Here is a 26,600-nt window from a genome sequence, read left to right on the forward strand (position 1 = left end):
TGTGACACCCTAATTGCAGACCTCGAAGTTGCCGCCTGTGGCTGTATTCGAACTAACCCTGCCGGGGATCGTCCCGCTGACAAGCCGACATCCCTTTTGCACCGGGCGACATCCCGTCGAGCTGCAAATAATCTGTCCACTCGCCTCAGGCCTGGACGGCGAAGATTCGCTTGCCTTCCGGTCCGTATCCCGCCTCCGCGAATCCTCACGCGTGGCGACCGGCTTCTTCTCCTGAGTCTTTTCGCACTCGTTGTCATCACCGACGCGATAGCCGGCGCGGCAGGTAATCTTCACGCATTGATCGCCGTCGGCCTTGGAGCCGAAATTGCAAATGAGCGGGCAGACGCGTCCCGGCTTGGCTTTCAGGGCATCGAGCGCGTCGGCGCTGGCGAGCTTGGCATCGAACTGAGTACCGGCGTATTTGTTGAACAGCGCCAGCGAGCGCTGCGAAGCTGAATTCCAGTCGCCGTCCGCAGTGACGGACAGGCAGCCGACGCGGCGCAGTTCGCTCTGGAGTGATTTCGTCAGATCAGCCACCGACAATGTGGATGCCGGCGCCGGCGCAAGGGCTGCAACTTTCTGCTCGACCTCAGGCATCTGCCGATCGGCCGCCGGTTTTACCGCCTGCTCCGCCTTCTCGGCGGCCTGCTTGGCGGCAAGCTCGGCCCTGGCCTTCTCCGCTGCCTGCTTCTCGGCTTGTGCTTTTGCCGCGGCAGCCTCAGCCAGTTTGCGCTGGTGCTCGGCCGCGTCCGCCCTTGCCTGCTCGATCTGCTTCTGCTTCTCCGCCGCGACCCGGGCCTCTTCGGCGGCCTTGGCAGCCGCGGCCGCCTTGTCCTGCTCGGCCTTCTGGGCGCGTTCGGCAATGAGCCTTGCCTTCTGCTGCTCGGCCGCGTTCGCTTTTTGCTCGGCCGACGCGCGCGTCTCTTCAGCAGCGATCTTGTTCATCTGGCCCTTGGCCAGATTGGCATAGAAGCCTTCGGGATATTGCGCCAGGAAGGCTTCCCAACCGTCGCGCGTGGCAAGCTGCAGCGCGAGCTCGTAATCCCTGCGAATCGAATCCTGCGGATTTGCCTGCGGACCGGTTGCAGCCGGCTTGGCAGAAACCAACGGCACGTCATCGCCGCCCAGCGAGCCATACACGAAGGGCTCCTGCTTGTTCCCGGTGCTCCTCAGCACGTCGTCGCGCACGAATCCGAACGCCTTGCGCAAATCTAGGCCCGGCTTGGGCAAGTGCTCGACCAGCGCGGTGGCGAACGGGCTGTTCCTCGAATCGCCGTCGGACGCAGTCGAACCGGCCTTTGCCGCGAAGGCGATCATGGTGTTGGGGCTGGTCGGCTCGACCTTGGCGAGTCCGCGTCCGATCGCGCGCGAAGCCAGCGTTCGCTTCATGGTCTTGGAAAACGGATTGTCGCGGCAGGCATCCAGGATGATCAGGCGCAGCTGTTTGGCCGGCTCTACCGCGAACAGCGCGCGCTCCACCGGGATGGTCTCGTCGAGCACGTCGCCATCCGTCTCCAGCGTCGCGTCGATCGGAATGAGATAGTTGGTGCCTTCCAGCTCGATGCCGTGGCCGGCGTAATAGATCACCGCCATATCGGCATCGCGGGTCCTGCCGGCGAACTCGCGCAACATGCGCCGCATCTCGCTGGCGCTGAGATCCAGCCTGACATCGACGGAATCAAAGCCCGCCTTCTTGAACATGCCGCCGACCAGAGTGGCATCGTTGACGGGATTGCCGAGCTTGGGCGCGCTCTTGTAGGCGGAATTGCCGATGACAAGCGCCACCCGCCGGTCCGCATGGGCTGGTCCGCAGGCGAGGCCAATGGCCAAAATCAACAAAACAAATATCCGAAACGGAATCACTTGCGTCCCCCCGGATGCAATTCCACGAGACTATTCGGACCATCGCTCAATTACCAACTCTTCCTATGTGATATTTGTCACATAAGAGGCTCTACCGGCGTTATGGATAATGCGGCGAAGCGTCGCCCCGCTTTCGGGCCGACGGTCGAAGCCGTCTGTTGGGTCCGCTACATTTGCACCACCTCATGGCGCATCACGAACGGTGCAAGCAGTGCGTGCACCTCGCTCGCAACCGCCTCGCGCTGATCCGCCGGCAGGCCCGCCAGCGTCACAGTCGCGATCGAACCGTGGCTGCCGTGAGCACCGACCCTGACCTTGCAGTCGATGCCGCGCTCAGTGAGCGGTGTCAGCACCTTCGTGAACACGCGCTGGGCTGCGTCCCAGCGCAGCTGCGGCTTGAACACCTTGCCGACGCCCGTCACCGGCATCGGATCGATCGGGATGACCTGCACCGGGACAGCTGCGCGCTCCGGCGTACGCTCGCGCACCCATGTCTCCAACTCGCCCGGCTCGACGGTCGCGCCCGGCTTCAGCTGCACGTAACCGACCGGCAGCTCGCCGGCATAGGCGTCGGGTTGGCCGACCACGGCGGCAAAGCCGACGGCGGCATGCCGGAACATGATCTCCTCGATCGGCGCCGGATCGATGTTGTGGCCCCCGCGGATCACGAGATCCTTGGCGCGGCCGGTGATCCAGAGATAGCCGTCGGCATCGAGCCGGCCAAGATCGCCGGAATTGACCCAGACCTCGTCGACGAAGGCACCCTTGTTGTGCTCGTCGTTGAGATAGCCGCCGAACACGCCTGGGCCAGCCATGATGACGACGCCAATCTCGTCCGGCGCGCAGTCGCGGATCAGCTTGCCCTCGGCATCGAGCTGGACGATGCGGACCCGCGCGTAAGGCATGGGAAGGCCGACCGAACCGAGCCGGATCGGCCGCGACCGATAGGCCAGCGTGTGCACGCTCGAGGTCTCGGTCATGCCGTAGACCTCGACGACCGGCAGCTTGAGCTTGTCCTGGATCGCAGACCCCACCGCGACCGGGATCGCGGAGCCGCCACCGGCTGCATATTTCAGGCTGGAGATGTCTGCATTGCCAGGCGGTACCGCGAGCGTCGCGGCGAGTACCGTCGGCACGCTCGACAGCGCCTCCGGCTTGAAGCGCTCGACCAGTTGCCAGATGTTCTTCACCGCATTCGGGTTGCGCCATCCGCTCGGCGACAGCACGACCAGCGAACCGCCAGCCGACAGCGTCGTCAGCACCTGCGTCAAGGAGCCCCCGACGTGAAACAGCGGCATGCCGAACAGCATGTTGGCGCCCGGCTTCGACTTCAGCAGCAGATTGAGCGCCCAGGCCTGATAGACTTGGTTGGCATGCGTGTGCCGCACCAGCTTTGGCGTGCCGGTGGTGCCGCCGGTGTGGAAATAGGCGGCGATGTTGCTGCCGAGAATCTTGCGTCCGCTGATAAGGCGGTCCGAAGGCTGCGGCTTGATGAGGTCGTTGAAGGCAAAGATTCCTCTCGCCGGATCGCCAGCACCGAACACCTGCACGATCGCCTTGAGCTGCTTGAGTTGCGGCCTGATCTGCTCGACTTTCTGCCAGATGTCGGTGCCCGGCATCGGCCCGAGCGCCACCAGGATCTTCGTATTCGCGGCCTCGAGGATCTCAGCGATCTGGTGCGGCTCCAGGAGCGGATTGACGGGATTGGCGATGCCGGCGGCCTCCGCGCCGAACAGCGTTACAAAGGCGTCCGGCACCAGCGGCAGCATGAAGCTGACGACGTCGCCCTTCTCCACGCCGAGTGCGTGAAACATGTTGGCCGCTTGCGTGACGCGCGCGATGAAGTCGCGGTACGTGACCACGACCGGCGTGTCGGCGGGATCGGCATTTTGCAGGAACTGGATCGCCGGCCCGTCGGGGTTGCGGACCGCACCCAGCCTGACGGCGTCGTAAGTGCTCTCGGCCGCGACGCGATCGGCGTAAGGGACCTGCTCGAAGGCTCGAACCTCTGCGTCCGTCGCCAGGTCGGGATAGTCGCTGCCGATGAGCCGATCGAGCGCATGGATGCCCGCCATGGAATTCCGTCCTCCCTCAGATGCATTTCCCCGCGCCCTGTCTTTTGACTTTTGGGTTGGCGGGGCCTCGACCGATGGCCGGCCGAGCACGGGCAGAATGATGGATGATTTGGCGTTCGTCCATGACCTAACGGCCGCCGTAATCGGGCTGTGGTGAGAGGCTTTTGAACCTGCGCGCCCGATCCGGGGACCAAGAACTGGCATAGGACTCACATGCCGGCGTCCTCGCCAGCGCCCTGGCGCAAGACTGAGGTGATCATGACTACGCCCCCGCGGGATTGCGCTACCCGGCTGTTCATCGCGCTCGCCGTGACAGCGGGGATCATGACATCGGTGATCGCCCTCCCCCGCGCGGCACTCGCCGAGGACGGCCAGCTCGACAAGATGCGCGCCAAGATCTCGGCCTTCATCGGCGACAAGATGGAGAAGCTCGGCGGGTCACGCATCGTCTACAAGGTGGACACCGATGGCCTGCGCGAGAGCGTAGTCACGGATTTGCGCGACGACGTCTACAAGAACCTGCGCGAGGGCAAGATCGCCTTCTCCGGTCTTGCGATCCGCGACGGCGGCGTTGAGTTGAAGATTGCCGACGTCAAGGGCCGCGAGCAACTCGCGCGCAAGCTCGCGTCGGCCGCGGAAGGATTGCCGTCGCATGCACTCGCCGTGACCGACGGCGACGGACTGGTCAGGCTCGTGCCGACCAATGCGGCATCCGCCGCGCGGTTGCACGAACTCGTCGAAGATGCCATCGCCATGATCGAGCAGCGTCTGAAGGAGGCCGGCGTCCAGCTGGCCAGCGTCCAGCCCGATGGGACCGACCGCATCCGCATCTTCCTGCCCGGTGTGATGGAGCCCGAGCGCGTCACCGCGGTCTTCGCCCGCAGGGTCAAGGTCGGCTTCCGCCTGATCGACCTCTCGGTGCCGCCGGAGCAGGCGCAATCCGGCACGCCACCGGCAGGCACGGAAGTCCTGCCCGGCTTCAAGGACAAGAGCCTTTATCTGGTCGCCAAGGACAGCGTGCTCGACGGCGACGACATCAGCTATGCGGGCCCGGGGTTTGCGAGCGCCACGAAAGAGCCGATCGCCTCGTTCCGCTTCAACGGCCGCGGCACGCGGCGCTTTGCCCACATCACCGAAGAGAATATCGCAAAGCCCTTCGCCATCGTGCTCGACGGCAAGGTGATCTCCGCCCCCATCATCCGCGAGCCCATCACCGGCGGCTCGGGCCAGATCTCCGGCAATTTCACCCTGGAGGAAGCAAACAGCGTCGCCATGCTGCTGCGCGCTGGTTCACTGCCGGGGCACCTCGGCTTGGTCGAGCAGGAGGTCGTGCCGCCCGCCAAGCCCTAAGGCGGGGGGATCGCCCCACGCCCACGCCTGGTCCCCCTCGCCCGGTCGGCCGCCGAGGTCGACCACGCCGAGGCTCGTACCCACTGGCCCCCGAATCGCGGGCGCGCCACGGCCATATGCACCGCCAAACAGGCAATTGCCGAAACGCCCGATCAGGCTAAAATTTGCCTCTTGCGGCACGGCGGCCCAAAACTTCATTCAAGCGGTCGTCGTTCGATTTCGGCTATAGGTGTCGAGAATACCGACCGGGACTGAAGGCCTTACGCGGGGATAGTACCATGCCGTCCGGCAGCACAGACATTTCGTCGATCCTCGACCGCATTCTCGAGGCGGCGACGGATAACCTCAGGATCGCGAAGATCCTGGTCCAGATGGGCCTCGATCCAAACAACGTCACCTATGACTCGATCTTCAATCGGATGCTGGAGATCTTCGTCCAGAACATCACGTTGGCCAATATGTTCGCCGCGGTCGGCGCCGGCTTCTTCGTCGCCACCCTCCTGATGCGAACGATGGTGCCGCTGCGCGTCGCCAACATGGTCGGCTGCGCGTTCTTCGCCGTCTTCGGCGCGCTCTCCGCCAACGTGTCGACCTTCCTGCTCTATCTCCTGCTGCTACCGATCAACGCCTTGCGCCTGCGGCAGATGCTCAAGCTCGTCAAGAAGGCGCGCCATGCAGCCGAAGGCGACATGTCGATCGAATGGCTCAAGCCGTTCATGACCGAACGCAAATATCGTCGCGGCGATACGCTGTTCAAGCTGCGCGATCCGGCTAACGAGATGTTCCTCACCGTCACCGGCAAGTTCCTGGTCAAGGAGATCAACATCGAGATCCTGCCCGGAACGCTCATGGGCGAACTCGGCTTCCTCACGCCGGACAACCGGCGCACCGGAACGGTCGAATGCATCGAGGACGGCCAGGTGCTGACGATCACCTACGACCGGCTGCTCGAGATCTACTTCCAGGACCCGCAGTTCGGCTATTACTTCCTGGTGCTGACCAGCCAGCGGCTGCTGCAAAACATCGAGCGCCTGCAGAAGCAGCTGGCAACAGAGAGGGCCGCCACCACGAACAGGATCGCGTGAGCGATCGCCTCGCCGCTCAGTCCAAGAGCAGCGCCATGCCCGGGTCGCCCTTCTCCATCGCACGCCGATAGCCCGCCCGCGCACTGATGCGGCCGAGATATTTGACCACGTTCGGAGAGCGCTGGAGGTCATAGGGCTGGAAGTAGCGCATCGTGGTCAGCGAGAAAACTGTCATGATGTCGGCGGTCGTGAAGGCGCTGCCCGCAAGATATTCGGCCTCGCGAAGCCTTGCGTCGAGAAGATCGTAGGCCTGATCGAGACGCCCCTTCATCGCGAGCAGGGTCGGATTGTCCTTGGCGAGATCGAGCCGGTTCAGGATCATCATCCGTCCCATACCGGGTTGCAGGCTGCCATTGGCGAAATGAACCCAATACAGAAACTGCGCGAAGGCGGGATCAGTGGGACCGAGCACGAGTCGGCCGTTGCCATATTTTGCAACGATGTAGTCGACGACGGCGCCGGATTCCGCGAGCACCAACTCGCCGTCGGTGATCACCGGCGCCGTGCCAGCCGGATGCAGCGCCTTGTACTCGGCCGGAGCCAGCATGGTGACGGGATCGCGCGCATAGCGCTTCAACTCGTAGGGAATCCCCAGCTCCTCGCACAGCCAGACGATACGCTCGGACTGCGACTTGCCGAGATGATGGACGGTGAGCATGAGGCCTCCTGCGATCGCAATTGGATAGTTCGTGACCCCACACCTTACTCCGTCATTGCGAGCGCCGCGAAGCAATCGCGGGCGCGATGCTTCCTCCCATGTCCGCCCTACCCCGCCTCGTCCGTCACCATCCGCGCCACGATGCGGTCGCGGCGGATGAAATGGTGCCACAGGGCGGCGATCACGTGAATCGCGATCAAGGCGAGCAGCACATAGGCAAAGAGGATGTGGCGGTCTTCATAGACGCCAGCCGCCGCGCGGTCGGGAGCCGTGAATTGCGGCACGTGAAACAGGCCGAAGAAGTCCGAATAATCAGGGGCGTGCGCACCGGAATGCGCCCAGCCGAGCAGGGTGACGACGATGACGGCGAGGTAGAGCGCGCCGTGGCTGACATGGGCCGCGACCTTCTGCCAGCGCGAGGTCCCGGCCGGCATGGCGGGCGCCGGGTCGACGAGACGCCAGACCAGGCGAAGCACCGTGAGCAGCAGGATCACATATCCGATATCGGCGTGGATCGAGCGGTAGAAGAAGCGGTCGGGACGCGCCGGGATATGGTTCATCCACCACCCGAAGCCGATCATGCCGATGATGGTCAGCGCCAGACTCCAGTGCAGCCATCGGGAAATGCTGCCCCAGCCGTAACTGGTATTTCTGATCATGTCGGTGCTCCGGAGTTTTGCGGGCCTGTCCCTGTCCGCACCGCAGTACGGCAGCTGATACCGGGAACATGTGGCCGTCGCGAAATTGAATCGTTCCAAAATAGCCCTAAGTGCCCCTGCCGCAAAACCGCCCCAAAAACCGAATGGTAACCATGGCGGGCTAGAGTGTTCACGTGACCAATTCCCCGACGATTCTGGTGTTCGATTCCGGCCTTGGCGGCCTCACGGTCCTGCGTGAGGTCGTGGCTGCGCGGTCCGACGCGCATTACGTCTACGTCGCGGACGACGCCTTCTTCCCGTATGGCCACCACAGCGAGGACGAGATCATCGCCCGCGTGGTGCCGCTGATGGGGGAATTGATCGGCATGCACGATCCTGACCTCGTCGTGATCGCCTGCAACACGGCGTCCACGCTGGTCCTATCGCATCTGCGCGCCGCTTATTCCCTGCCCTTCGTCGGCACGGTGCCGGCGATCAAGCCGGCCTGCGCGCAGTCGAGGAGCCGGCGCGTGTCGGTGCTCGGCACCAGGGGCACGGTGAAGCGCGAATACACCAAGGCGCTGATCCGCGATTTCGCGCAGGGTTGCGAGGTGACACTGGTCGGCTCGCCCGAGTTGGCCGCGCTGGCTGAATCCGAGCTCAGCGGCTCTCCCGTCAGCGACGACGCCATCCTCGCCGAGCTCGCCCCGTGTTTCGTGGGCGATGCCGGGGACGCAGGCGCACGCACCGACACCGTGGTGCTCGCCTGCACGCATTACCCGCTGCTGCTCGACCGGCTGAAAAAGCTCGCCCCCTGGCCGGTCGACTGGATTGATCCGGCGCCCGCGATCGCCCGCCGCGTCTCGGATCTGCTCGGCCCGCACACCGGTGGCATCGCGCAATCCGGCGCCGAAATGATCTTCACCTCGAACCGCGTGCATGGCCTTTCGGCCATGCTGACGCCGTTCTTCGGCGGCCGCATTCCAGCCTGATCTTGCGCCTCGACGCCCCGCTGCTAGGGTCCGCCGTCGTCGTTTCCTACAGGTTCTTCCCATGTCCGTCCCGACCACGCCGCTCAACCGTCTTCGCCAGCTCTGGCGCGAGGGTCGTCCTGCCTTCGGCGCGATCGCGACGATCCCGAGCGTGCAGACCGTGCAGATCATGGCGCGCTCTCTCGACTGCATCATCGTCGATCTCGAGCACGGGCCGATTGGACTGACCGAAGCACATGCGATGATCGCGGCCACCACCGGCACCCCATGCACGCCGCTGGTGCGCATCGCGGCGAACGAGCCATGGCTTGCGAAGGCACCGATGGACATCGGCGCCTTCGGCATCAATTTCCCGATGATCACCAATAGCGCGGAGGCCGAGAAAGCAGTGCGCAGCGTGCGCTATCCTCCACGCGGCGATCGGCTCTGGGGTCCGTTCCATGCGCCATTCCGCTGGGGCCAGTCGATGCCGGACTACATGGCCAGCGCCGACGACGAGATGATCTGCATGATCACGATCGAGCACGTCGACGCCGTCAACCGCATCGACGAGATCATGGCCACGCCCGGCATCGATGTAGCTGTGATCGGCCCCGGCGATCTCGCCACCTCCATCAACAAGCGCGGCCAGATGGACGATCCGGAATTGCTGGAGCTGGTGGCGCGGGCCGAGGCCGGCATCCTCAGAAGCGGTGTGCCGATCGGCGGTGTGGCCCGTACCGCGGACCAGGCCAACGCCCTGGTCGACCGCGGCTACCGCGCGATCGCGCTCGGCTTCGACTGGTCGCTATTCCAGCGCGGCATCATAGCAGCGTTCGAGGGGATCAAGCGCTAGCCATTGAGTCTTGCCGGGAACCGCGGCGCTGCTAGGCTCAGCCGTTCCAGGGAGGAAAAACCATGCTCAAAAAGACTTTGCTCGCTCTCGCCTTCACCGGCCTCGCTGTTGCGGCCTTCGCCCAGCAGCCCGGCATCAAGCGCACCCCGCTCCAGAAGGTCGAGTTTCCGGATGGCTACAACACCATCACGGCCATCGCGGAGGTCCCGGCGGGCGGCGCGGCCGGACGCCATACCCATCCGGGCATCGAGACCGGCTACGTGCTCGAAGGTGAACTCAATCTCCTCATCGACGGGCAGCCGGAAAAGACGCTGAAAGCCGGCGATTCCTACCAGATCCCGGCGGGCGTCGTGCATGACGCCAAAGCCCACGGCGATAAGGCTATGAAAGTGCTTGGAGTTTACGTCGTCGACAAGACTAAGCCGCTGGCCTCGCCGGCGCCCTGATGCGGCGAACCGACCGGCCCCATGCGGGTTGGTTCGTGCTAGAGCAGGCGGCGAGCGGGAACCCCGCTCGCTGCACAAACTTTAATCAGGGGAAACCAAAGAGCGATGCGCGGGACGCCCAAGACCATTTCGCTGCCGCGTCGCCTGATTATCGACCTCATGCACGCCTCGATGGGCGTGCCCTTCGTGTCCCTGTCCCGTTCGCTCGATATTGGCCCCCTGCTGGAGGCCCGCGCGGGCGCGATGGCGCCAGCCGGCTGGGCGGCCATGTTCGTCAAGGCTTTTGCCCTCGTCGCCAGGGACGAGCCGGTCCTGCGTACCGTCTATGCCAAATGGCCCTGGCCGTCGCTTTACGAGCTGCCGAAGAGCGTAGCGTCGGTGGCCATTGCCCGGGTCGAGGGCGGCGAGGAATGCGTGATCCCGCAGCGAATCGCGGCTCCCGAGGCCATGACGCTGACTGCGGTCGACGCCGAGATCCGGCACGCAAAGACCGCCCCGATCGACGAAATTCCCATGTTTCGCAAGATCATGCGGGCGACCCGCCTGCCGCTGCCGTTGCGGCGGCTGTCTTGGGCGATCGGGCTGAATTTCGGCCGGCAGCGCGGCAACTGGTTCGGCAGCTTCGCAGTGAGCTCGGTGGCCGCCTATGGCGGTGGCGAGCTTCACCCGATCACGCCCGGCCCCTTCATCGTCAGCTATGGGGTGGTCGGGCCTGACCAGACCATCCATGTCGTGATCCGCTGGGATCATCGGGTCACCGACGCCGCCCCGATCGCCCGCGTCCTGACCCGGCTGGAACAGGTCCTGAACACTGAAATCGCTGCCGAATTGCGTGCGGCCGGGTCGAAGTCGATCCGGGCAGTCGGAACGTGATTCCGGGCCATTCGCATTGACAGCGAGCCCCAAATCCCCCTAAAAGCCGCTTGCTCGCGGGCCGATTTCGGCCCGCGAAGCGTTTCGCGACCCGTGGTCCTGTCCCTTAAGCTTTGGGATCGGACCTGTCAGTGCCGGGCTAGCCCGTCACACAGGAGGGCGCGTTTCCTCAAACCAAGTACCTGAAGAGGACGCGATGACTAAGCGCAGTGAGGCGAAGTACAAGCTCGATCGCCGTATGGGCCAGAACATCTGGGGCCGCCCGAAGAGCCCCGTGAACCGCCGCGAATACGGCCCCGGCCAGCACGGCCAACGCCGCAAGGGCAAGCTCTCCGACTTCGGCGTGCAGCTCCGCGCCAAGCAGAAGCTGAAGGGCTATTACGCCAACATCTCCGAGCGTCAGTTCCACAGCACCTATGTCGAGGCCAGCCGCCTCAAGGGTGACACCGGCGAGAACCTGATCGGCTTGCTCGAGCGCCGTCTCGACGCGGTTGTGTACCGCGCCAAGTTCGTCTCGACGATCTTCGCCGCGCGCCAGTTCATCAACCACGGCCACGTCAAGGTGAACGGCCGCAAGGTCAACATCTCGAGCTATCTGGTCAAGCTCGGCGATGTGATCGAGGTCAAGGAATCATCCAAGCAGCTTGCCCACGTCCTCGAAGCCAGCCAGCTCTCCGAGCGTGACACCCCCGACTATCTCGAAGTCGACCATGGCAAGATGACCGCGAAATACATTCGCATCCCGCACCTCTCCGACGTGCCGTTCCCGGTGCAGATGGAGCCGCATCTGGTCGTCGAATTCTATTCGCGCTAAGATCTGAATATCGAAAGGCCCCGGTTCGCCGGGGCCTTTTTTGCTTAAAGAGCCACACTTCAGTGGCCGTTTACCTTCAGGAGGCGTCGCATGCTCTATACCCCTCCCCCGATCGATCCCAAGGCGCCGCCGGTGCGCATCAATCTGCTCTCGGACACGCAGACAAAGCCGACACCTGCGATGCGCGAGGCGATGGCGCGGGCGGAGGTCGGCGACGAGCAGGTCGGCGACGATCCGACCGTGAACGCCCTGTGCGAGCGCGTGGCCGAGCTGCTCGGCAAGGAAGCCGCGGTGTACATGCCGTCAGGCACGATGTGCAACGTCACCGCGACGCTGGTGCATTGCCGCCCCGGCGACGAGATCCTCGCCCATGAGAGCGCCCACATCATCGCGCGCGAAGGCGGCGCGCATGCCGCGATCGGCGGCTTTCAGGTCACGCAGCTGAAGGGACCCGACGGCCAGTTCACGCCGGAGACCTTTCGCAGAGCGCTGCATCCGCGTACCCGCTACCAGCCGCCGCAGACGGTGGTCAGCGTCGAGCAGACCGCCAATATCGGCGGCGGTACGGTCTGGAAGAAGGCCGCGCTCGACGAGATCGTCGCGATCGCGAAACAACATGGCCTCGTCACCCACATGGACGGCGCGCGCCTCCTCAATGCCACAGTTGCGAGCGGCATCTCTCCGCGCGACATGACCGCGGGGTGGGATTCGGCCTGGATCGACTTTTCGAAGGGCTTGGGCGCGCCGATCGGAGGCGTGCTCGCGGGCTCGCGCGCCTTCATCGATGCGGTCTGGCAGTGGAAGCAGCGCCTCGGCGGCTCGATGCGACAGGCCGGAATCTGCGCGGCGGCTTGCATCTACGCGCTCGACCATCATGTCGATCGGCTCGCCGACGATCACGCCAACGCGCGCGCGCTCGCCCGCGGACTGTCGCAGATCGCAGGCATCGAGGTGCAGGAGCCCGAAACCAACCTGGTGTTCTTCAAGCCCGATGGTACCGGCGTTCCCGGCGACAAGATGGTCGCGGCGCTGCGCCAGCGCGGCGTGACGCTTGCGATGATGGACGGCCGCATCCGCGCCTGCACGCATCTCGACGTCAATGCGAGCCAGGTCGAGGAGACGATCGGATATATCCGCGAGATCGTGCGCGGAGCGTAATCACCGCCCCATCGCCTGGTAGATCAGCGTCTTCAGCGCCAGTTGAATCCGGCCGCGCTGCGTCGGGGTCTGCACCATGAAGATCCCGAACAGATCGTCCTCGGGATCGATGAAGAAGAACGTGCCGCCGACGCCGTCCCAGCGATATTCGCCAAGCGGCCACGTTGTTCCAGGAGGCACCAAGATGCGCACGGCGAGGCCGAGGCCGAAGCCGGAAGACCCGCCCGGATAATAGTTCTGGTCGCGCGCGATCTTCGTCTCCGGACCGATATGATCCGAGGCCATCAGCGCAATGGTCTCCGGTTTGAGATAGCGTCGGCCGTCATAGGTGCCGCCATTCAGCAGCATCTGGGCGAAGCGGGCGTAGTCGCCGATCGTACCGACCATGCCGCCGCCGCCCGATTCCCAGGTCGCAGGCCGCCTGATGTCGCGGACCTGCGTCGTCGGATTGATGTTGCGGTCCTCCGGCATCGGCTCGGCGATGCGCGGGAATTTGGCGGGATCGGCGACGAAGAAAGCCGTCTCGGTCATGCCGAGCGGATCGAGCAGCCGCTCCTTCTCGAACTGCAGCAGCGTCTTTCCCGCAATGATTTCGACGACGCGGCCGAGCACGTCGGTGGAATAGCCGTAATCCCACACCGTGCCGGGCTGCTCGACAAGCGGCAGCGTGGCGATCTTGGCGGCGAATTCGGCGTTGGTCAGATCGCTGTTGAAGAGATTGGCGTTCGCATAGAGCTCGCGCACCATGCCGCCGCCGTAATAGCCGTAAGGCAGCCCCGAGGTGTGGCGCAGCAGATCCTTGATCGTGATGGGTCGCTCCAGCGGCTCCAGCACCAGGGCGACTTTGCCGTCCTCGGCCTTCTTCTCGATGCCGACCTTCATGCCGGCGAAGGCCGGAATGTATTTCGAGACGGGATCGTCGAGCGACAGCTTGCCCTCCTCAACCAGCATCATCGCCATGACTGAGGTCACCGGCTTTGACATCGAATAGAGGCGGAAGATCGTGTCCGCGCTCATCGATAACTCGGTCGCGACGTCGCGGACGCCGAAATTCTGATAATAGACCGGCTTGCCGTGCTGCTGAAGCAGCAGGATGGCTCCGGGGATCTTGCCGGTGGCCACCTCGTTGCGGATGTAGTCGGAAACCTTCGCCAGCCCCGCGGGCGCGAGCGTGTGGACCGCAGGTCTCTCGGAACCTGCCTTCGCAACGATGCCGCCGGCGAGAAGGACGAGCGCCGCGATCAATGCGCGGCGCCCGAACATGTCAATTCTCCATCGCTTCATAAACCAGCTGCTTCAATGTTCGCTGCACGCGCTGGCGCTCGGTCGGGGTCTGCTCCAGCAGCACGAAGAACATGTCCTGCTTGGGGTCGACCACGAAATAGCAGCCGGAGGCGCCATCCCATTTCAATTCGCCGAGATCGCCGGGCGGCGGCGGTTTTGCGTTGCCGGGGTCGGTGCGCACCGCAAGTCCGAGACCGAAACCAAAACCGTCACCGGGGAAATAAAAATAATCGCGATCGACGCCCGACTTGAGGCCGATCTGGTCAGTCACCATCAGCTTGAACGTCTCGGGCTTGAGAATCGTCTTGCCGTCGAGATTGCCGCCCTGTAGCAGCATCTGCGTAAAGCGCTCATAATCGGCCATGGTCGTGACCATACCGCCGCTGGCGAACTGGATCTTCTTGACGACTGTCGGATCGTTGATCCGCCCGACCCGGAAATCGCTGTCGTTCGGCACCGGCTGCGCCAGCAGCTTCTGCTTCTCGGGATCGGTGACGAAGAAGCCGGTGTCGACCATGCCGAGCGGGTCGAGCAGCTTCTCCCGTTCGATCTCGATGAGCGGCTTGCCGGCCGCGACTTCCATGACCCGCGCCAGGATGTCGGTGGAATGGCCGTATTGCCACAGCGCGCCCGGCTGGTTGTGCAGCGGCAGTTTTGCGATGCGCTCGGCGAACTCCGCGAGGTCGAAATCGCCGGCATAGATGTTGGCGTCGCGATAGGCCTTGCGGACCAGGCTGTCGCCATAGAAGCCGTAGGTGACGCCGGAGGTGTGCGTCATCAAATCGTGCACCGTCATCGGCCGGTTGGGCGGCACGAGCTCGAGCGACTTGGTGCCGTCCTCGGCCTTCTTCTCGACGCCGACTTTCACATTGGCGAAGGAGGGAATGTATTTCGAGACGGGATCGTCGAGCTTGATCGTACCTTCCTCGATCAACTTCACTGCAACGACGGAAGTGATCGCCTTGCTCATCGAGAACAGGCGGAAGATCGTCTTGTCGGTGATCGGCGCCTTGCTGACGGCGTCCTGCACGCCGAAGACTTCGTGGTAGACGGGCTTGCCATGTTGCTTGATGAGGACGTTTGCCCCTGCGATCTTGCCGGTCGCGACCTCGTTCTTGAAGAACTCGGTGATCCTCGCGAGCTTGTCCGGATTGAAATGCGCGCCGGCCGGAATCTCGTAGGTGCCCTCCGCCCGCGCGAACGACATCGTACCTAACGATACAAGCGCGGCGCAGACAAGCGCGCGCAGTCCAGACTGTGAAATCATATCCCCTCCCCGGAACATGGCCCGGCGGAGTGTACCGACCACGTCATCAGGCACAAGGGCCGCCGTACCGCGCCAAAGCGTCCGCGTGCAGAGCCGCGCTCTTTTCCGAGAAACAGCAAAATATGACGTCGACGACCAACGGCGCGGCCGGCAGGGCCTCAATGGTCGCATGGACCGCAATCTTCGCGGCCTGGTCGGCTGGAAAGCCGTAAACCCCGGTCGAAATCGCGGAGAACGCCACGGAGGTCAGCTGATTGGCCCCGCAGAGCTCAAGCGCACGGCGATAACAGGAGCCCAGCGCCTCTGCCTCACCGCGAGTGCCGCCGTGCCAGACCGGACCGACTGCATGGATGACATGACGCGCAGGGAGAAGGTAGCCCTTCGTGATCTTGGCATCGCCGGTCGGGCATCCTCCGAGCTTCCGGCACGCGGCTAGAAGCTCGGGCCCGGCCGCCCGATGGATCGCGCCATCCACGCCGCCCCCACCCAGGAGCGACGTGTTGGCCGCGTTGACGATGGCGTCAACGCTCAGCGTGGTGATGTCAGCAACGATGACCTTGAGCTCCGCGCCGCCGATCCGGCGCGTCAGCTGGGTCACGTATCAGGCCGCGACAGCGACGCCCTTTTCGGAGAAGAGCTGCTGCAATTCACCGGCTTGGAACATCTCGCGGACAATGTCGCAGCCGCCGACGAACTCGCCCTTCACATAGAGCTGCGGAATGGTCGGCCAGTTCGAATAGTCCTTGATGCCGTTGCGCAGTTCGGCGGATTCGAGAACGTTGAGGCCCTTATAGCCGACGCCGATGTGGTCGAGGATCTGGACGACCTGGCCGGAGAACCCGCACTGCGGAAATTGCGGTGTGCCCTTCATGAACAGAACCACGTCGTTCGACTTCACTTCGTTGGCGATGAATTCCTCGATGCTCATATCCGTGTCCTTATGGGGCGGAGCCCACTCCAATTGCTTCGGGCTGGCTCCGCCGATCTAACCCGATACCTGGGTATATATGTAGCCCAAACCGTTGTGCATCCAAAGTAAAATGGCGGCGAGCTGCCTCTTGTGGACCGCTCTCGGCTGCACCGGCCCATTGCATGATGCCACGAATATCATCGTCAGGGAGGACTTTCATACCGTCACGGAGCCCCTATCTAGGACGAACCCGGCGTTTTGGAACCCGTCCACACCAACAACGTTCTCTTGTCCTGTCTGGAGAAAAACGTGACGAAACAAGCCTCCGCTCCGGCCCCCGCTCCGTCACTGTCGGTCGATTTGGGCGGCCTTGCCCAGAGGCTGGAAGACGCGTTTCTCGCCGTTCGCGACGAGACGGAGCGCCGGGCCGCGCCACTGTCGCCGGAGGACCAGCAGATCCAGTCCATGCCGGATGCGAGCCCGACGAAATGGCACAGGGCGCACACCACGTGGTTCTGGGAGCAGTTCGTGCTCGGCGAGCACTGTGCGGGCTACCGGCCCTTTCACCCTGACTTCGCCTTCCTGTTCAATTCCTATTACGTCAGCGCCGGTCCGCGCCATTCCCGCAATCACCGCGGCGACATCACCCGTCCGAGCGCCGATCAGGTCGGCGCTTATCGAAAACATGTCGACGCTGCCGTCGTGAAATTCTTCCGCGACGCCGGCGAGGACAAGCTTCGCGAGATCGCGCCGCTGGTCGAGGTCGGCCTCAATCACGAGCAGCAACATCAGGAATTGATGTTCACCGACATCCTGCACGCCTTCGCGCAGAACCCGATCCCGCCGGCCTATGATCCGGACTGGCGCTTCCCGGCCGCGACGCCGGCCAGCGAGGATTGGCTGACGCTGAACGAAGGCATCCACACCGTCGGTCACGTCGATGATAGTTTTCATTTCGACAACGAGAAGCCGGCGCACCGCGCCCTCGTCGGCCCGGTCAAGCTCGCACGCAATCTCGTCACCAATCGCGAATGGCTCGCCTTCATGCGTGACGGGGGCTACCGGACCGCAACGCTGTGGCTGATGGACGGTTTTGCGGCCGTGAACAACGAGGGCTGGGACTGCCCCGGTCATTGGCGCGAGATCGACGGCCAATGGCATGTGATGACGCTGGCCGGCCTCAAGCCGGTCGATCCCGACGCGCCCGTCTGCCACGTCAGCTATTACGAGGCTGACGCCTTTGCGCGCTGGGCCGGAAAACATCTGCCGACCGAGATGGAATGGGAGGTCGCGGCCCGCTCGGGCCAGCTCAACGATGCCTTCGGCATCGTCTGGCAGTGGACGCGATCGTCCTACTCGCCCTATCCCGGCTATCGCGCGATCGAAGGCGCGCTCGGCGAATACAACGGCAAGTTCATGGTCAACCAGCTGGTGCTGCGCGGCTCTTCGCTTGCAACTCCGGAGGGGCACAGCCGTATCACCTATCGCAACTTCTTCTATCCGCACCACCGCTGGCAATTCACGGGACTGCGGCTCGCCGACTACGAGTAAAATTCTCATCCGACGACAAATGCGCGCCGGACAGCGCGTTCAGGAGAGTATCATGAATGTGCACGCTAGCGCCTTGGCCGAAGCCCATCTTCCCGACGAACAGACCACCGCCTTTGCCCGCGAGGCCATCGAGGACCTGTCGCAGCAGCCTAAAAAGCTGTCGCCGAAATATTTCTACGATGCGGCCGGATCTGAATTGTTCGAGGCCATCACGCGGCTGCCGGAATATTACCCGACGCGCACGGAGCTAGCGATCCTGAAGGAGCGCGGCAGCGAGATCGCGAAAATCATTCCGGAGCACGCGGCCCTCGTCGAATTCGGCGCAGGCGCGACCACAAAGGTCCGCCTGCTGCTCAACCACTGCAAGTTCGCGGCCTATGTGCCCGTCGACATCTCCGGCGACTTCCTGACGGCGCAGGCAAACGGACTGAAGCGGGATTTTCCGTCACTCGGCATCTACCCGGTGGCGGCCGACTTCACCACGCCGTTCGAGCTGCCCAAGGCGGTGGCGACCATGCCCAAGGTCGGGTTCTTCCCAGGCTCGACCATCGGCAATTTCGAACCGCATGAAGCGCAGGCCTTCCTGAAGAGCGCACGCGCCATTCTGGGCCGCGGCGCGCAGATGATCATCGGCGCCGATCTCGAGAAGGAGGAGCGCCTGCTCCACGACGCCTATAACGATGCCGCCGGCGTCACCGCTCGCTTCAATCTCAATGTGCTGGTGCGGATCAACCGCGAGCTCGGCGGCAATTTCGACCTTTCCGCCTTCACCCATCGCGCGATCTACAATCGCGAGCGGCACCGCATCGAGATGCACCTGATCAGCAAGAAGAGCCAGACCGTGCGCCTGCTCGGCACCAGCTTTTCGTTCCGCGCCGGCGAGAGCATCCACACCGAGAACAGCTACAAATACAGCATCGAGCGCTTCGCGACGCTGGCGCAAGGCGCGGGTTGGCGGGTGCGCGAGAGCTGGACGGATGCGGCGAAGATGTTCTCAGTGCACGCGCTGGAGGTGGCGGAGTAAGCGCTCCGGCGCCAATGGCGGCGGCTCAATGCTCCTCGGCTTCTTCCGGCGTCGATCCCAGCGAAACCGACTCCCATACCGCAACAACGATCATGATCACCGTCGCGGCGACCGACAGCCATAGCGGCGACAGTTCGGCGGCAAACCACCACAGTGCCGCGAGCGCGATGATGCCAATCCCGTGCGAGAGCTGGAGGAAGCCGCGGATCGCGTGCTTGAACAGGATGGTGCCGACCAGGAACAGCAGCGGCCCGCCGATCGTGCTCACGATGATCCTGACATCTGAATGCCCCACCGGATGCTTCAGCACGAGTTCGTCGGAGACCGCGGTCAGGATGATGCCGGCGACGATCGGCATATGCAGGTAGGTGTAGGCGAGCCGCGCCAAGCGGCCGGATTCGGCGGATCTCGAGATGCGCTCGGCTCCGGCCTCGGCGCCCTTGTGGAAATAGACCCACCACATCGCGATGCTGCCGACCAGCGCGGAGACGAAGGCCGAAATGTTGTCAGCGGTCCAGTCAAGCTCGGCAAACGTCGCACCGTTGACGACAACGGCCTCGCCAAGCGCGATGATGACGAACAGCGAGCAGCGCTCGGCCATGTGGCCGCCTTCGACGGCCCAGGCCTCGACCGACGAGAAGCCCAGCTTGGGGATCCAGAAGCGCACCGCCGGCGAGACATATTCGATCGTCAGCGCCACAATCCAGAACCATAGCCGCGCCTCGTCATGGGCGAGGCCGCCGAGGATCCAGAAGATCGCGGAGACCGAGAGCCACGTCAGGATGCGGATCGCATTGTGCCGGACCGCAGTTCGATGCCGCGGCGTTGCAAACATCCAGAAGGCGGTGCGCCCGACCTGCATCGTTGCGTAAGCGATCGCAAACCACAGGCCCCGCCCCTCGAAGGCGGTCGGGATCGTCGTCGACAGCACGAGGCCGCCCAGCATCATCAGGAAGAGCAGGATCCGGACCGGCGTCAGCTCGGGATCGAGCCAGTTGGTGACCCAGGCGGTGTAGACCCACACCCACCATACCGCGAGAAACAGCACCGCGACGTGCACGGCACCGAGCGGCGTGAAATGGTGCAGCAGTGTGTGCGAGACCTGCGTGATCGCGAAAACGAAGACCAGGTCGAAGAACAGCTCGGCATTGGTGACGCGGCTGTGCTGGTTTGGCAGGATGACGCGAAACATCGCGCCGCGCGGATTGTCCGCAGCCATCGTCATCCCCCCGTCACGATCAGATCAAGCGCCCGGCACCCCGGTTTGCAGCGCCAGCGCATGCAGCACGCCGCCCATTTGGCCGCGGAGGGACTGATAGACGATCTGGTGCTGCTGGACGCGGGACTTGCCGCGGAAGGTCTCCGAGATCACGGTCGCGGCATAGTGATCGCCGTCCCCGGCGAGGTCACGGATGGTCACCTCGGCATCGGGGATCGCCGCCTTGATCATCGCCTCGATATCGTGGGCGTCCATTGGCATTCGGGTCGTGCTCCTGTCTCGGCTGCAATCAGTCTTGTCGTCGAATCGCTGCCGGGGTCCGGTTCTACAAAGCCAACCTTCCGGCGCGGCCAAACTTAGCGTGAACGGCCTTCTACGTCACGCCTTCCGGCACTATATCGGTGATCCGATCTGGATAAAGCCACGACAAAGTGCCGCGCGCGGCAGAGTGATCGAAAAAGGCGTGAAATCATGAAGCTTCCAGGGCCCGACCACCCCATCACCATCACCCCAAATCCCCGGCGCGTCCGCGTCACAGCCGGCGATATCGTGATCGCCGAGACCACCAAAGCGCTGACGCTGAAAGAGGCGAAATATCCGGCGGTGCAATATGTGCCGCGGCAGGACGCCAACATGGCGCTGCTAGAGCGCACCGACCGCGTCACCCACTGCCCCTACAAGGGGGATGCGAGCTATTACAGCGTCAAGGCGGACGGCAAGACACTGGACAACGCGATCTGGACCTATGAGGCCCCCTTTCCCGCGATGACCGAGATTTCGAGCCATCTCGCCTTCTATCCGGACAAGGTGAAGATCGAGGAATTGGGGTAGCTGCTTCCGTCATGGCCGGGCTCGTCCCGGCCATCCACGTTTTTGGGCAATCGCGGATACAGAACAACGTCGATGCCCGGGACCCGGCTCCGCCGAGGCTTCGCCGGGCTATAGGTGTTGGGCCGGCGAAGCTTCAAGCCCGGGCATGACGACTGTGTGCGTGGGCAGCGCCCCGCTACGCCCTGAATATCGTCAGCCCCAGGATCAGCAGCACCAGGAAGATCGCGACGAACACGTAGAACAGGAAGCGGGCGATGTCGGCGGAGGCGGCCGAGATGCCGGTGAAGCCGAGCACGCCGGCTACGATCGAGACAAGTAAGAAGATCAGTGCCCATTTCAGGATCGTCATCGCCAGCTCCGAAATTGTACCGCCTGCCGCGGTCCTCAGGCCCTTTTGGCGAACGCTAACTTCGTCGCAGGGAACTGGTTCCTGGCGGTCTCAGGGACCCGCGGGCGTCCCAAACGACCCTTGCTGAATCCGGTTCCCGGCGGCAAAGTCCGGGCGGGACCGAAGCGCGACCGGGGCGGCCACGATGACGATGTCACATTCAGCGACGATCGGGGCAGAGGCGCACGCGGCGCCGAGGGCCAAGGCGCGCAATCTGTCGCTCGATCGCGCCCGCACCTTCCTGACGCTGGTGGTGCTGCTGCACCACGCCGTGATTCCCTACACCTATTTCGGGCACACCGATCCGGCGTCCTGGGCCGGTTTCGACGTGGTCGTGCTGGCCACCGACAGCTTCTTCATGGCAATGTTCTTCTTCCTGTCGGGACTGTTCACCTGGCCGGGCATCGCGCGCAAGGCGCCGTCAGTTTTTCTCCGCGACCGCCTGTTGCGGCTCGGGCTGCCGTTCGCGATCGCGGCGTTCACCGTCATCCCGCTCGCCTATTACGCGATCGCGCTGCGGCACGATCCCGGGCTGAGCTTCACGGCGTTCTGGTGGAAGACGATCACGGTTGGCCCGTGGCCGAGCGGCCCGATCTGGTTCGTGTGGGTGCTGCTGGCATTCGACCTGACCGCGAGCCTGCTCTACCGGGTCTCCGCGCGTCTGGTCGACCCGGGCAACCGGGTGTCGCTGCGCGGATTCGACCAGCCGGCCGTATTCTGGCTGCTGCTCGTCGTCGTCACGGCAATCGCCTACGTGCCGGCGCTGCTCTATTTCGGCGGCAGCAAATGGTTCGAGCTCGGGCCGTTCTCGGTGCAGGCGAGCCGCATCCTGCTCTACTTCGCCTATTTCTTTATCGGCGTCAGCGTTGGAGCGGCCAACTTCGATCGCGGCATCCTCAGCGCCGGCGGGCAGTTGCCGAAACAGCGCTGGCTGTGGGTGATCGCCACGCTGATCGCCTACTGCCTGATGTGGGGCATGATCTACATCAAGCGCGAGATCCTCGGTAATCCCGACCCACAACCGCACTGGTATCAGGCGATCTACGGTACGTTCTTCGTGCTGTTCTCAGGCTCGATCCTGCTCGCGATTCTCGCGTTCTTCCTGCACCAGAAGTCGCCGGGCCCGAACCTGCTCGACCGCATGCAGGCGGATGCCTACGGCATCTTCCTGGTGCACTACCCGATCGCGTTGTGGATCCAGTACGCGTTGTTCGACTACAGCCTGCCGGCGATCGTGAAGGCTGCGATCGGCTTCGTGCTTACGGTGATCCTGAGCTGGGGTCTGACGGCGGCCTTACGGAAGATTCCGGGAGCGTCGCACGTGTTGTGAGGCGCGATACCCGTAGCCCGGATGAGCGTAGCGATATCCGGGAAACCTCACGACAAAGACCCGGATATCGCTTCGCTCAACCGGGCTACCGGTTCAGCCCCTCAGGCTGCCTTCCCGCCCATATATTCCGGCAGCCAGCGCTCGAACGAGGTCCGCAGCGCCTCGATCGTTACAGGCGCCTCGCCCGCGATCGCGATCGCGTCGCCGCCGGTGGTGCCGATCCGCACGCAGGGCACCTCGCAGCCGCGCATCTTGGCGAGCACGCGGCCGGCCTCGGTTTCAGGCACGGTGACGAGATAGCGCGCCTGGTCCTCGCCGAACCAATAGGCCTGAGGCACCAAGGAGGTCGGCGCCGCGAGCAGTTTGGCGCCGATGCCGCCCGCCATCGCCATCTCGGCCAGCGCAATCAGCAGGCCCCCGTCGGACAGATCGTGCACGGCGGTCGCGGTGCCCGCATGGATCATGCCGCGCACGCAGTCGCCGTTGCGCTTCTCAGCCGCGAGGTCGACCGGCGGCGGCGCGCCCTCCTCGCGACCGCAGATGTCGCGCAAGTAAACGGACTGGCCGAGCCAGCCATGAGTCTCGCCGATCAGGAGGATCGCCTCGCCTTCGGCCTTGAAGGCGAGCGACGCGGACTTGGTGAAATCATCGAGCAGGCCGACGCCGCCGATCGAGGGCGTCGGCAAGATCGCGCGGCCGTTGGTCTCGTTGTAGAGCGAGACGTTGCCGGACACGACCGGGAAGTCGAGCGTACGGCAGGCTTCCGAGATGCCCTTCAGGCAGCCGACGAACTGGCCCATGATCTCGGGCCGCTCAGGATTGCCGAAATTGAGATTGTCGGTGATCGCAAGCGGCTTGCCGCCAACCGCGGTGATGTTGCGCCAGGCTTCCGCCACCGCCTGCTTGCCGCCTTCAAACGGATCGGCCTCGCAATAGCGCGGCGTCACGTCGACGGTCAGCGCCAAGCCCTTCGGGCCGTCCTGCACGCGCACCACCGCGGCATCGCCGCCGGGACGCTGCATGGTGTTGCCGAGAATGACGTGGTCGTACTGCTCCCAGACCCAGCGCTTGCTGCACATATCGGGCGTGCCGATCAGCTTTTCGAGCGCGGCACCGAGACCCATCGGCGCCGCCACCTCGCGCGCATGCACGACCGGCAGCGCGGCGGAGGGGACATGCGGGCGATCATAGAGCGGCGCCTCGTCGCCGAGCTCCTTGATCGGCAAATCGGCCATGACGTCACCGCCATGCTTGACCACGAAGCGCTTGCTCGGCGTGGTGTAGCCGACCACGGCGAAATCGAGGCCCCACTTCTTGAAGATCGCCTCGGCCTCTTTCTCCTTCTCGGGCTTGAGCACCATGAGCATGCGCTCCTGGCTCTCCGAGAGCATCATCTCGTAGGCGCTCATGCCGAGCTCGCGCGTCGGCACCGCGTCGAGATCGAGATCGACGCCGAGGTCGCCCTTGGCGCCCATCTCCACCGCCGAACAGGTCAGGCCCGCCGCGCCCATGTCCTGGATCGCGATGACGCAGCCCTTCTCCATGATCTCGAGACAAGCCTCTAACAGCAGCTTTTCGGCAAAGGGATCGCCGACCTGCACGGTCGGACGCTTCTCTTCGGACTTGTCGTCGAACTCGGCCGAGGCCATCGAGGCGCCGTGGATGCCGTCGCGGCCGGTCTTGGAGCCGAGATAGACGATCGGCATGTTCACGCCGGAGGCGGCGGCATAGAAGATCTTGTCGGTATCGGCGAGGCCGACCGCCATCGCGTTGACGAGAATGTTGCCGTCATAGCGGGTGTGGAAACGGACCTGGCCGCCGACCGTCGGCACGCCGAACGAGTTGCCGTAGCCGCCGACGCCAGCGACGACACCGGAGACGAGATGCCGCGTCCTGGCATGCTCCGGTGCGCCAAAGCTCAGCGCGTTGAGGCAGGCGATCGGCCGCGCGCCCATGGTGAAAACGTCGCGCAAGATGCCACCGACACCGGTGGTCGCGCCCTGGTAAGGCTCGATGTAGCTCGGGTGGTTGTGGCTCTCCATCTTGAAGACCACGGCCTGGCCGTCGCCGATGTCGATCACGCCGGCATTCTCGCCCGGGCCCTGGATCACCCAGGGCGCCTTGGTCGGCAAGCCCTTGAGATGGAGGCGCGAGGATTTGTACGAGCAGTGCTCGTTCCACATCGCCGAGAAGATGCCGAGCTCGGTGAAGGTCGGCTCCCGCCCGATCAGCTTGAGAATGCGCTCATACTCGTCGGGCTTGAGCCCGTGGGCGGCAATCAGCTCGGGGGTGATCTTGGGTTCGTTCTTCATGGAATTTGGGCTTTCGACGGCGGTTGGCCGTTCTTAGGAACATCGGACGGCTTGGAAAAGCCCTTTATGGCGCATTTTCCCGCTGTCCCACGTTTTGCGGCCGGGGGCTGCGGGAACAGGAATTGCACAGCGCGGACAGATCGGATTTAAGGACAAAAGACCCGCAATTGAAGGCCCATTTCCTTGCATGAATTGACCAAAGCGCCCCCGCCTCGCCGCCCCGACCTCCACGTCGCCACCGATGGGGAATTCCAGGGCTGGCGAACCTGGATTCGTGACAGTTTTGAGAGCCATATCGGCCCGTTCTGGCACAAGATCGAGGACGACGGCAGCGTCCGCTCGGCGTTCCGGGTCGAGAAAAAGCACCTCAACGGCTCCGGAAACGTCCATGGCGGCTGCTTCATGGCGTTTGCCGACTATTGCCTGTTCGCGATCGCCACCCACGAACTGGATGGGCCGGCGGTGACCACCAATTTCGCCTGCGACTTCCTCGACGCGGCGCGCGAAGGCGAGTTGATCGAATGCGTCGGCGAGGTCTCCCGCGCCGGCGGCTCGCTGATCTTCCTGCGCGGCAAGCTGATATCGGGCGGGCGGCCTCTCTTCACCTTCTCCGGTACGATCAAGCGGGTGAAGCGGAAGCCGGCACCGCAGCCAAACGCATAGCTCGCCGCCTTCCCTTTTGGCGCCCCCTCGCCCAGACTTGTGTCCAGCGCTGTCGCGCCGGGGAGCAACATCAAGGTGCCGCAGAGCACATCGCCGACGGGGCGGGCCACAGTCTCGCAATTGCCGTCCATGCCCGCCACAGGCGCGCGCAACTGGCGCGACTATGCGCTGCTGTTCGCGCTGGCCTGCTGCTGGAGTTCAACCTATCCGCTGGCGAAGCTCGCGCTGGATACGATCCCGCCCGTGACCTTCATCTCGGCGCGCTCGCTGATCGCGGCCGCCTTCCTGTTCGCGATCCTGTGGATGCGCGGCGTCAGGATCCCGACCGACGCCAAGGCGTGGAAGTTGTTCGCCACCCAGCAATTGATCAACTCGACCTTTCCGTTCCTGATCATCACCTGGTCGCAGCAATATGTGCCGGCGTCGAACACGGTGGTGCTGGCCTCGACCACGCCGATCTTCGCCTTCCTGATCACCTCGCTGATCACGCGTCACGAACCGGCAACGCTGTTGAAGCTCTTGGGCGCGCTCCTCGGCCTCGCCGGCACAATCGTCATCGTGGGCCTGGATGCGCTGCGCGGCTTCGGCAACGAGATCGTGGCCGAGATCGCCATCCTGCTCGCCACCATCTCGTTCGCCTGCGCCACGATCTTCGGCCTGCGGCTGTCCGAATACGATCCGATGGTGGTGGCAGCCGGCTCGCTGCTGTTCGGCGGCCTCGTGCTGCTGCCGCCTTCGCTGATCGTCGACCAGCCCTGGACGCTGCACCCGACGCTGACCGCGATCACAGCCACCATTGTCATGGGCATAGTCTCCAGCGCGTTGGGGCTGATGCTGTTCTACATGTGCCTGGGACGGCTCGGCACGCTGACGACGAACGCGCAAGGCTATTTGCGCATCCCGATCGGCGTCGGCCTCTCCGTGCTGCTGCTCGGCGAGAGCGTGCCCTCGAACCTGGCGCTGGGACTGGTGCTGGTCATGGCGGGCGTCGCCGCGATGACGGTGCCGACGGAGCGGTTGAAGCTGCGGTGACC

General features: G+C 64.1%; 26 protein-coding genes. 14 read left to right on the forward strand and 12 right to left on the reverse strand.

What is annotated here, in order from left to right:
• Positions 1-9: 9 nt before the first annotated feature.
• On the reverse strand, positions 10-1,863 hold the full coding sequence (locus IVB42_RS17910) for a caspase family protein (protein ID WP_247361893.1): 1,854 nt from the start codon (positions 1,861-1,863) through the stop codon (positions 10-12).
• A 167-nt stretch (positions 1,864-2,030) separates the two neighbouring features.
• Positions 2,031-3,938, reverse strand: a complete 1,908-nt coding sequence (locus IVB42_RS17915) for an acyl-CoA synthetase (RefSeq protein WP_247361890.1) — start codon at positions 3,936-3,938, stop codon at positions 2,031-2,033.
• Between the two features lie 258 nt (positions 3,939-4,196).
• On the opposite strand from IVB42_RS17915, the gene IVB42_RS17920 reads away from it, so the two are divergent.
• Together IVB42_RS17920 and IVB42_RS17925 are read left to right on the forward strand one after the other, a co-directional pair.
• Positions 4,197-5,288 (forward strand): preprotein translocase subunit SecD, encoded by a 1,092-nt coding sequence (locus IVB42_RS17920; protein ID WP_247297286.1) that lies wholly within the window; start codon positions 4,197-4,199, stop codon positions 5,286-5,288.
• Positions 5,289-5,566: 278 nt separating this feature from the next.
• A complete protein-coding gene (locus tag IVB42_RS17925) occupies positions 5,567-6,373 on the forward strand; it encodes a cyclic nucleotide-binding domain-containing protein (protein ID WP_018455547.1) in 807 nt (268 codons plus the stop codon).
• A 16-nt stretch (positions 6,374-6,389) separates the two neighbouring features.
• On the opposite strand, the gene IVB42_RS17930 is transcribed toward IVB42_RS17925, so the two are convergent.
• Both IVB42_RS17930 and IVB42_RS17935 read right to left on the reverse strand, forming a co-directional pair.
• Entirely contained in the window at positions 6,390-7,031 is a 642-nt protein-coding gene (locus IVB42_RS17930) for a glutathione S-transferase family protein (protein WP_247297284.1), read from the reverse strand.
• Positions 7,032-7,138: 107 nt separating this feature from the next.
• Complete coding sequence (locus IVB42_RS17935) at positions 7,139-7,690, reverse strand: cytochrome b (RefSeq protein WP_247297283.1); 552 nt, start codon at positions 7,688-7,690, stop codon at positions 7,139-7,141.
• A gap of 173 nt (positions 7,691-7,863) precedes the next feature.
• On the opposite strand from IVB42_RS17935, the gene murI reads away from it, so the two are divergent.
• From murI to IVB42_RS17965, 6 genes are all read left to right on the forward strand, one after another.
• A complete protein-coding gene (murI, locus tag IVB42_RS17940) occupies positions 7,864-8,661 on the forward strand; it encodes a glutamate racemase (RefSeq protein WP_247297282.1) in 798 nt (265 codons plus the stop codon).
• Positions 8,662-8,722: 61 nt separating this feature from the next.
• Positions 8,723-9,496 (forward strand): aldolase/citrate lyase family protein, encoded by a 774-nt coding sequence (locus IVB42_RS17945; protein WP_247470698.1) that lies wholly within the window; start codon positions 8,723-8,725, stop codon positions 9,494-9,496.
• A 62-nt stretch (positions 9,497-9,558) separates the two neighbouring features.
• A complete protein-coding gene (locus IVB42_RS17950; RefSeq protein ID WP_027518835.1) occupies positions 9,559-9,942 on the forward strand; it encodes a cupin domain-containing protein in 384 nt (127 codons plus the stop codon).
• Positions 9,943-10,047: 105 nt separating this feature from the next.
• On the forward strand, positions 10,048-10,815 hold the full coding sequence (locus tag IVB42_RS17955) for an acyltransferase (protein WP_018455541.1): 768 nt from the start codon (positions 10,048-10,050) through the stop codon (positions 10,813-10,815).
• Between the two features lie 196 nt (positions 10,816-11,011).
• Positions 11,012-11,629 (forward strand): 30S ribosomal protein S4, encoded by a 618-nt coding sequence (rpsD, locus tag IVB42_RS17960; RefSeq protein ID WP_247470700.1) that lies wholly within the window; start codon positions 11,012-11,014, stop codon positions 11,627-11,629.
• Positions 11,630-11,719: 90 nt separating this feature from the next.
• Positions 11,720-12,787 carry a threonine aldolase family protein gene (locus tag IVB42_RS17965; protein ID WP_247297275.1) on the forward strand — a complete coding sequence of 356 codons (1,068 nt, stop codon included), beginning with the start codon at positions 11,720-11,722 and terminating at the stop codon, positions 12,785-12,787.
• On the opposite strand, the gene IVB42_RS17970 is transcribed toward IVB42_RS17965, so the two are convergent.
• Genes IVB42_RS17970 through grxD form a run of 4 tightly spaced genes read right to left on the reverse strand, consistent with a single transcriptional unit; the run spans position 12,788 to position 16,266 of the window.
• Positions 12,788-14,050, reverse strand: a complete 1,263-nt coding sequence (locus tag IVB42_RS17970) for a serine hydrolase domain-containing protein (protein WP_247392675.1) — start codon at positions 14,048-14,050, stop codon at positions 12,788-12,790.
• Position 14,051: 1 nt separating this feature from the next.
• On the reverse strand, positions 14,052-15,338 hold the full coding sequence (locus tag IVB42_RS17975) for a serine hydrolase domain-containing protein (RefSeq protein WP_026232971.1): 1,287 nt from the start codon (positions 15,336-15,338) through the stop codon (positions 14,052-14,054).
• Between the two features lie 46 nt (positions 15,339-15,384).
• Positions 15,385-15,936: an O-acetyl-ADP-ribose deacetylase gene (locus IVB42_RS17980; RefSeq protein ID WP_018455537.1), complete on the reverse strand. Its 552-nt coding sequence runs from the start codon at positions 15,934-15,936 to the stop codon at positions 15,385-15,387.
• Positions 15,937-15,939: 3 nt separating this feature from the next.
• Positions 15,940-16,266: a Grx4 family monothiol glutaredoxin gene (gene grxD / locus IVB42_RS17985; RefSeq protein ID WP_007602294.1), complete on the reverse strand. Its 327-nt coding sequence runs from the start codon at positions 16,264-16,266 to the stop codon at positions 15,940-15,942.
• Positions 16,267-16,506: 240 nt separating this feature from the next.
• Between grxD and egtB the strand changes: the two genes are divergently transcribed.
• Both egtB and egtD read left to right on the forward strand, forming a co-directional pair.
• Positions 16,507-17,799, forward strand: a complete 1,293-nt coding sequence (gene egtB, locus IVB42_RS17990; RefSeq protein WP_162496424.1) for an ergothioneine biosynthesis protein EgtB — start codon at positions 16,507-16,509, stop codon at positions 17,797-17,799.
• Positions 17,800-17,851: 52 nt separating this feature from the next.
• A complete protein-coding gene (gene egtD, locus IVB42_RS17995; protein ID WP_085384329.1) occupies positions 17,852-18,823 on the forward strand; it encodes an L-histidine N(alpha)-methyltransferase in 972 nt (323 codons plus the stop codon).
• 25 nt (positions 18,824-18,848) lie between these two features.
• On the opposite strand, the gene IVB42_RS18000 is transcribed toward egtD, so the two are convergent.
• A complete protein-coding gene (locus tag IVB42_RS18000) occupies positions 18,849-20,042 on the reverse strand; it encodes a low temperature requirement protein A (protein WP_026232969.1) in 1,194 nt (397 codons plus the stop codon).
• Between the two features lie 24 nt (positions 20,043-20,066).
• Entirely contained in the window at positions 20,067-20,303 is a 237-nt protein-coding gene (locus IVB42_RS18005) for a BolA family transcriptional regulator (RefSeq protein ID WP_007602284.1), read from the reverse strand.
• A gap of 210 nt (positions 20,304-20,513) precedes the next feature.
• On the opposite strand from IVB42_RS18005, the gene IVB42_RS18010 reads away from it, so the two are divergent.
• Positions 20,514-20,873 (forward strand): DUF427 domain-containing protein, encoded by a 360-nt coding sequence (locus IVB42_RS18010; protein ID WP_247297272.1) that lies wholly within the window; start codon positions 20,514-20,516, stop codon positions 20,871-20,873.
• 175 nt (positions 20,874-21,048) lie between these two features.
• Here the strand turns inward: IVB42_RS18010 and IVB42_RS18015 are convergent, their stop codons facing one another.
• The gene (locus IVB42_RS18015) at positions 21,049-21,222 is read right to left on the reverse strand and encodes a DUF1328 domain-containing protein (RefSeq protein ID WP_007602280.1); all 174 of its coding nucleotides are present in this window, start codon (positions 21,220-21,222) and stop codon (positions 21,049-21,051) included.
• A gap of 190 nt (positions 21,223-21,412) precedes the next feature.
• Between IVB42_RS18015 and IVB42_RS18020 the strand changes: the two genes are divergently transcribed.
• Positions 21,413-22,591 carry an acyltransferase gene (locus IVB42_RS18020; protein ID WP_085349361.1) on the forward strand — a complete coding sequence of 393 codons (1,179 nt, stop codon included), beginning with the start codon at positions 21,413-21,415 and terminating at the stop codon, positions 22,589-22,591.
• Positions 22,592-22,692: 101 nt separating this feature from the next.
• On the opposite strand, the gene purL is transcribed toward IVB42_RS18020, so the two are convergent.
• Complete coding sequence (gene purL, locus IVB42_RS18025) at positions 22,693-24,903, reverse strand: phosphoribosylformylglycinamidine synthase subunit PurL (RefSeq protein WP_247297271.1); 2,211 nt, start codon at positions 24,901-24,903, stop codon at positions 22,693-22,695.
• A 183-nt stretch (positions 24,904-25,086) separates the two neighbouring features.
• Between purL and IVB42_RS18030 the strand changes: the two genes are divergently transcribed.
• Together IVB42_RS18030 and IVB42_RS18035 are read left to right on the forward strand one after the other, a co-directional pair.
• Positions 25,087-25,566, forward strand: a complete 480-nt coding sequence (locus tag IVB42_RS18030; protein WP_085384292.1) for a PaaI family thioesterase — start codon at positions 25,087-25,089, stop codon at positions 25,564-25,566.
• A gap of 75 nt (positions 25,567-25,641) precedes the next feature.
• Complete coding sequence (locus IVB42_RS18035) at positions 25,642-26,598, forward strand: DMT family transporter (protein WP_247470703.1); 957 nt, start codon at positions 25,642-25,644, stop codon at positions 26,596-26,598.
• The last annotated feature ends 2 nt before the right edge of the window (positions 26,599-26,600 follow it).

The sequence above is a fragment of the Bradyrhizobium sp. 45 genome (assembly GCF_023073155.1).
GTDB classification, from domain to species: Bacteria; Pseudomonadota; Alphaproteobacteria; order Rhizobiales; family Xanthobacteraceae; genus Bradyrhizobium; species Bradyrhizobium canariense_D.